Below are 6,140 nucleotides of genomic sequence, written 5' to 3'. Positions count from 1 at the left end.
GCCTAGAACTTCGTCACCACCCCAATGCCGATCCCCTCGAAACCGCCCATGGCCATCAAGGCCGCGGGCGCCTCGTCGAGGCTGATCTTCTTGCCGACCAGCAGTTCGGGCTTGAGCTTGCCGTTGCGGATCATGTCCATCATCGCCTGGTAGCGATAGGCCTGCATGCCGTGGCTGCCGAGGATTTCGAGTTCGAAGGCGATGATCTTGTCCATCGGCACTTGCGGTCGGGCGTGCTCGCCCAGCATCAGGCCGACCTGCACATGGCGGCCGCGCCGGCGCAGATTGGCGATCGAGTTGAACGAGGTGATCGGGTGCCCGAGCGCGTCCATCGACATATGCGCGCCGCCATTGGTGATCTGCTTGACCGCCTTGACCACATTCGGCGTCGTTGACGCATTGATGGTCGCCACGGCGCCGATCTTTTTGGCGAACTCCAGCTTCTCGTCGGTGAGGTCGATGGCGATCACATTGGCGCCCATCGAACTGGCGATCATGATCGCCGACAAGCCGACGCCGCCGCAGCCATGCACCGCCACCCATTCGCCGGGCTTGACCCGCCCTTGGTCGACGATGGCGCGAAACGAGGTGACGAAACGGCAGCCGAGGCTGGCGGCGGTGGCGTATTCCATCTCGTCGGGCAGGCGAACCAGATTGGTGTCGGCGTGCTCTATGCCGACATATTCGGCGAACGAGCCCCAGCCGGTGAAGCCGGGCTGCGTCTGGTGCTCGCAGACCTGATGGTTGCCCGAGTTGCATTCGAAACAGCGGCCGCAGCCGACGGCAAACGGCACCGTCACGCGGTCGCCGGCCTTCCAGCGGCTGACCTGCTTGCCGGCGGCGACGACGACTCCCGCCAGCTCATGGCCCGGCACATGCGGCAAGGTGATGCCGTCATCATGGCCCATCCAGCCATGCCAGTCGCTGCGGCACAGCCCTGTCGCCTCGACCTTGATGACGACGCCATCGGCGGCCGGTTTCGGATCGGGGACGGTCTGGATCGTCGGCGCTTCGCCGAACTTCTCGAAGACGACGGCTTTCATCGGTCACTCCACCCCTGCGCGATAGATCGGTTCATCGCTTCATGGAAACGAAGAACCACTCTATCTCATTGTTTTGACGCAATCCCAGACGGAAAACCGCATCACACTTTTCCTGGAATTGCTCCGGGGAAACGATAGCCGATTCCCTGGCCGGTCAAGCGGAAATCGATTCCGCCAGCCTGACCAGTCTGCTGAACCGGCCAGGGTCAGCCGTTTTCCCGGTTGAGGAAATCCGCGAGCATTGTGTCGCCGGGGCGGGCGGCTACATGATCTTCTACTCGCTCGGCGCGTCGGCAGTAGCAGCCTTTACTCCGCATCGATCTGGTTCTGCGGAGCGGCTGTCTGGAAAGCTGGCAGTGCCATGCAGGCGGCGTTGATGCGGGTGATCGTCGGGTAAGGGGTCAGGTCGACGCCGAAACGGGCGTTGCTGGTGATCTGTGCCGCCAGGCAGATATCGGCCAGCCCCGCCGCCTCGCCGTGGCAGAATGTTCCGGTCTGAGGCGAGGAAGCCAGAATCTTTTCAAGTGGCTGAAAGCCTTCGTTCACCCAGTGGCGGAACCAGTTGGTGATGTCCTGGTCGCCGGCACCGAACAAGGTGCGCAGCGAGGTCAGCACGCGCAGATTGTTCACCGGGTGGATGTCGCAGGCGATCATCTGCGCCAGCATTCGCACGCGCGCCCGGCCAAGCGGGTCCTTCGGCAGCAGCGGCGGCGCGGGCTGGATCTCGTCGAGATATTCGATGATCGCCAGCGACTGCGTCAAAAGCGTGCCGCCGTCGAGCACCAATGCCGGCACCAGCCCCTGCGGGTTGACCGCGAGATAGGCTGGTTCCAGATGCTCGCCATGGCGCAGATGATGCGGGACATAGTCATAGCTCAGCCCCTTCATCTCCAGCGCGATCCGCACCCGATAGGAGGTGGAGGAACGGTAATAATTGTGCAGGACGATGTCGCTCATGGCTTTGTCGTTCACGACCGCGGTTGGCCGATCGTCGCTTCTATCGTGCCGATGCCGTCGACGCCGCCGGTCATCGTCTCACCCGGCTTGACCGCGCCGACGCCGGCCGGCGTGCCGGTGAAGATCAGGTCGCCGGCCTGCAATTCTACGCCCTCGCTGCAGATCGAGACAATGTCGGCGATTGGCCAGATCAGCTCGGTGAGATCGGCGTCCTGCCGAACCTTGCCGTCGACGGCGAGCCAGATGCGCCCTTTCGTCGGATGGCCGGTCTTTTGTGCAGGAACCAGCGGGCTGCAAGGAGCGGAACGGTCGAAGGCTTTCGACCAGTCCCAGGGCCGCGCCGCCTTCTTGGCCTCATCCTGGAGATCGCGGCGGGTGAGGTCGATGCCGACGGCGTAGCCCCAGACATGGTCGAGCGCACGCTCGCGCGCAATGCGGAAGCCGGCTTTGCCGATCGCCGCCACCAGCTCGATTTCATGGTGCAGATTGGCCGTCAGCGGCGGGTAGGGGATGACGGTGCCGGAATCGACCACCGCGTCGGCCGGCTTGGTGAAGAAGAAGGGCGGATCGCGCTCGTCATTGCCGAATTCGCGCGCATGCGCCGCATAGTTGCGGCCCACGCAGAAGATGCGCCGCACGGCAAAGCGCTCGGCCGACCCGCTGATGGCGACGGAAGGCGTTGGCGGCACGGGAAGGACGAAGGCGGTCATGGCGGTCTCTGCGTTGGATATCAGGACGATGGCGGCACCTTCGGCCGATTTCGGAGACCGGGCAAGGCGTCGCTTTTCATAAAGCACGGGCTTTGCCCGGGCCTTATAAGGAATTCAGGGTTCCCATCACCTTTGCAGCGGCCTATCAACCGGCGATAGACTATTTGCTAATAATCCGGCCATGGTCGCGGGACTATGGTGTGGCAGGTGAACCGGAACGAGCCACATGACAGTACCCAACGATCGCGCCCGGTTCCTGATCATCGACGACCATCCGCTGTTTCGCGAGGCGCTGCACAGCGCCGTTCAGATGGCCTATCCGGAGGTCGACACGGTCGAGGCACGCTCGATCGCAGAGGCGCTCGATCTCCTGGCCGACGCCAAGCCTTTCGACCTTGCGTTGCTGGACCTCAGCATGCCCGACGTGCACGGCTTCGACGGGCTGCTGCAGCTCAGAACCCGCTATCCGCGCCTGCCGGTGGTGATCGTCTCCGGCTACGAGGAGCCGAGGATCATCTCCGAGGCGTTGTCTTATGGGGCGGCCGGCTTCATCCCGAAATCGGCGCGCAAGAGCGATCTGGCCGCCGCCATCCGTTCGGTGATGGACGGCGCGATCTATGTGCCGGAAACCTATGAAGGCCAGCCGGCGGACCCCGACAGCGTCGATCGCGCCGACATGGTCCAGCGCCTGTCCAAGCTGACGCCGCAGCAGTTGCGCGTGCTGCAGATGTTGCGCCAAGGCCTGCTCAACAAGCAGATCGCCTACGAGTTGCAGGTCGGCGAGACCACGGTGAAGGCGCATGTCTCGGAGATCCTGCGCAAGCTCAACGTCTACAGCCGCACGCAAGCGGTGATCGAGGTTTCGAAGCTGGATAATGCGGAGCTGTTTCGGGATCAGGCTGGGTTTTGATCTTTTACCTCCATGTCAGGGGGGGTATGGAGCTAAGCCAGCAAATGCGCCAGCAGTGCCCGCAACTGCGCCGGCTTCAGCGGTTTGCGCATCAGTTCGATGCCGCCGGCGCGCGCGGCCTTGGCGATGGCTTCGGAACTGTCGGCGGTGACGATCAGCGCCGGAACGGCGCGGCCGAGATAGTCGCGGACTTCCGATATGGTGGCGGTGCCGAGGTCGCCGCCGTCGAGATGCTGGTCGGCAATGACGATGTCAGGCACCCAGTCGGTATCGCCGAGCAGGTCAAGCGCATCGTCGGTCGAGGTCGCTGCCCGCACCAGGCATTGCCAGCGCTCGAGCAGGAAGGTCATGGCCTCCAGCACCTCGGCGTCGTTCTCGACCAGCAGCACCTTGGTGCCGAACAGGCCGTAGCCGCGCGACCGCTCCAGGCTGGTGGCGCTGGCGATGGCGTCGGCGGGGGCGCCGATGCCGACCGGGACATCGATATGGAAGATCGTGCCTCGCCCGACCTTTGACGAGAAGGTCACGGGGTGGCCGAGGGCGCCGGCCATGCGGCGCACGATGGCAAGCCCGAGCCCCAGGCCGCCGCCGTCGAGCCCCGCATTGGCGGGCAAGGTGCCGCGATGGAATTCCTCGAACACCGCCTCGCGCTGGTCCTCGGGGATGCCGCAGCCGGTATCGGCGACGTCGATGCGGATCGTATCGCCGCGATGCCTGGTGCCGACGAGCACGCCACCCGAGCGGGTATAGCCCAGCGCGTTGGAGAGGATGTTCTGCAGGATGCGACGCAGCAGCGTGCGGTCGGAGCGGACCACGGCATTGACCGGCCGGAATTTCAGCGACAGCCGCTTCATTTCCGCGACCGGCTGGAAATCCGAGCGCAGCGACGAGAACAGCGCCTCCAGGTTGACGTCGCCGATGTCGGGGTGCACCACGCCGGCGTCGAGCTTGGAAATATCGAGCAGGGTGCGCAGCAGGTCCTCCATCGTCTCCAGCGAGCGCTCGACCTGCCGCACCAGCTTCCTGCCTTCGTCGCTGGTCTGCACCTCGGCGAGCGCCGAGACGGACAGATGAGCCGCGTTCAGCGGCTGCAGCACGTCATGGCTGGCGGCGGCGAGGAACCTCGTCTTGGACAGGTTCGCGAACTCGGCGTTTTCCTTGGCGGCGCTGAGGTCGATGTTGGACTGTTCCAGCCGCCGCAAGGTCGAGTGCAACTCCTCAGTGCGCATGCGCACCCGGTTTTCGAGAGAGATGGCGGTCTGGAACAGCGAGAAGGCATTGCCTTGCTGGTCCATCGAGCGCTCGACGCGGCTGACAAGGGCGGCGTTGATCTTCTTCAGTTTTTCGAGGTCGTTTATATCCTTGAGCGGCATCTTGTTATTCTGCAGCCTGGCGTTCGCCAAAGGCAATGCCGGTGAAGGTCTGGTTCAAATGCATCGACCGGTACTGTTCGCCATAGGTGCCGAAGCCGACGACATTGTTGACCCGGTAGAGTTCCGAAATATCACGAAAGACCTGTCGGTTGCGCGCATCGAGCCGGCGCAGCACGCAGTCGAAGCCGAGGATCAGGTCGATGCCGCCAAGCCTCGCCTCGACCTCGCGCAGGGCCGCGCGTGTCGATTCCACCATGTCCTTGGGTTGGGCGATCGACAGCACGACGCCGTCGTCGATGGCGCAGAAGAACGACAGCGAGCCGTCCGCGTGCATCCTCTGGATCGAGCGGCAATAATATTCACCGCCCACCTTCACCACGACCGGGTGCGAGGCGAAGCTCAGCGGCGTCAGGGTCTGCGGCACGATACCGACGGAAGCGGCATATTCTTCTGCCGCGTTGGTGGCGTTGAACTCGCGTACGATGCGGTGATCGGCATCGGACGCCGTGACCACCAGTTTTTCGTCGGTCGGAACGAAATTGTCGGTCTTGAAGACGTGGAACGGAATTTCCGTGGCGATCAGCACGATGATGGCGCTGTCCGAGGTGACCCTGCCATTCGAGATCAGGCGCGTCGTCTCGAATTTCAGGTCATCGCCAGCCGAGCCGCCGAGCAGGGGTATGTCGTCAAGACCCCAATGGATGGCAGAGCTGACCGCTTCCTCGGCGTAGGACAGCCCGTCGATGAAGCAGAGCGCGAAGGTGTTCCTGGTCCGCTCGCCGCCCACCCGGACGCGCAGCGTGCGCCGCAAGGCCTCGACCTCGCCGGTGATCCTGTCCATGCCCGACGAGGATAGATTGTCCACCATGGCGCTGACCGCGGTGAACGACGCCGAGGGAAGCAGCATCGCCAGCATGTGGCCTTCCTCGAGCCCCTGCGGCGTGATCTCGCCGGCGGTGGAGCAGCCAGCATGGTGAAGCCCCGGCGCATACGCCGAGAGCGCCCGCGACAGGGCGCCGGCCTCGACAAGGCTTTGGGAGAAGAACACGAGGGCAAAGCCGGCGTCGATTGCCGCGGCCTCGCTGGCGACCGCGCGAGCGAAAGCAACCGGGTCGGGCTCGTCCGTGGTCAGCGCCGACAGGCCGCA

The 6,140-nt window shown here is 64.2% G+C and carries 6 protein-coding genes; 1 reads left to right on the top strand and 5 read right to left on the bottom strand.

Features of this window, described 5'->3' with window-relative positions; genetic code table 11:
* Window positions 1-2 precede the first annotated feature (2 nt).
* The 3 genes from CK227_RS28915 to CK227_RS28905 form a co-directional block, all read right to left on the bottom strand.
* Window positions 3-1,043, bottom strand: a complete 1,041-nt coding sequence (locus CK227_RS28915; RefSeq protein WP_095772886.1) for a zinc-dependent alcohol dehydrogenase family protein — start codon at window positions 1,041-1,043, stop codon at window positions 3-5.
* Between the two features lie 306 nt (window positions 1,044-1,349).
* A complete protein-coding gene (gene maiA / locus CK227_RS28910) occupies window positions 1,350-2,000 on the bottom strand; it encodes a maleylacetoacetate isomerase (RefSeq protein WP_095773102.1) in 651 nt (216 codons plus the stop codon).
* A gap of 11 nt (window positions 2,001-2,011) precedes the next feature.
* Window positions 2,012-2,710, bottom strand: a complete 699-nt coding sequence (locus tag CK227_RS28905) for a fumarylacetoacetate hydrolase family protein (RefSeq protein ID WP_095773101.1) — start codon at window positions 2,708-2,710, stop codon at window positions 2,012-2,014.
* Window positions 2,711-2,936: 226 nt separating this feature from the next.
* Between CK227_RS28905 and CK227_RS28900 the strand changes: the two genes are divergently transcribed.
* Complete coding sequence (locus CK227_RS28900) at window positions 2,937-3,620, top strand: response regulator transcription factor (RefSeq protein WP_095772885.1); 684 nt, start codon at window positions 2,937-2,939, stop codon at window positions 3,618-3,620.
* Between the two features lie 32 nt (window positions 3,621-3,652).
* On the opposite strand, the gene CK227_RS28895 is transcribed toward CK227_RS28900, so the two are convergent.
* Together CK227_RS28895 and CK227_RS28890 are read right to left on the bottom strand one after the other, a co-directional pair.
* A complete protein-coding gene (locus tag CK227_RS28895; RefSeq protein ID WP_095773100.1) occupies window positions 3,653-4,993 on the bottom strand; it encodes a hybrid sensor histidine kinase/response regulator in 1,341 nt (446 codons plus the stop codon).
* 4 nt (window positions 4,994-4,997) lie between these two features.
* Window positions 4,998-6,134 (bottom strand): FIST signal transduction protein, encoded by a 1,137-nt coding sequence (locus tag CK227_RS28890; RefSeq protein ID WP_095772884.1) that lies wholly within the window; start codon window positions 6,132-6,134, stop codon window positions 4,998-5,000.
* Window positions 6,135-6,140 lie beyond the last annotated feature (6 nt).

Source organism: Mesorhizobium sp. WSM4308 (assembly GCF_002294905.1).
Taxonomy (GTDB): domain Bacteria; phylum Pseudomonadota; class Alphaproteobacteria; order Rhizobiales; family Rhizobiaceae; genus Mesorhizobium.
The sequence above is the reverse complement of the archived record's forward strand: the minus strand, read 5'-3'. Positions and strand labels throughout refer to the sequence as shown.

Excerpts from the sequence above, each read along its gene's own strand:
- CK227_RS28905 (WP_095773101.1), bottom strand. The coding sequence starts at position 2,710 with ATGACCGCCTTCGTCCTTCCCGTGCCGCCAACGCCTTCCGTCGCCATC.
- CK227_RS28915 (WP_095772886.1), bottom strand. The coding sequence starts at position 1,043 with ATGAAAGCCGTCGTCTTCGAGAAGTTCGGCGAAGCGCCGACGATCCAG.
- maiA (WP_095773102.1), bottom strand. The coding sequence starts at position 2,000 with ATGAGCGACATCGTCCTGCACAATTATTACCGTTCCTCCACCTCCTAT.
- CK227_RS28895 (WP_095773100.1), bottom strand. The coding sequence starts at position 4,993 with ATGCCGCTCAAGGATATAAACGACCTCGAAAAACTGAAGAAGATCAAC.
- CK227_RS28900 (WP_095772885.1), top strand. The coding sequence starts at position 2,937 with ATGACAGTACCCAACGATCGCGCCCGGTTCCTGATCATCGACGACCAT.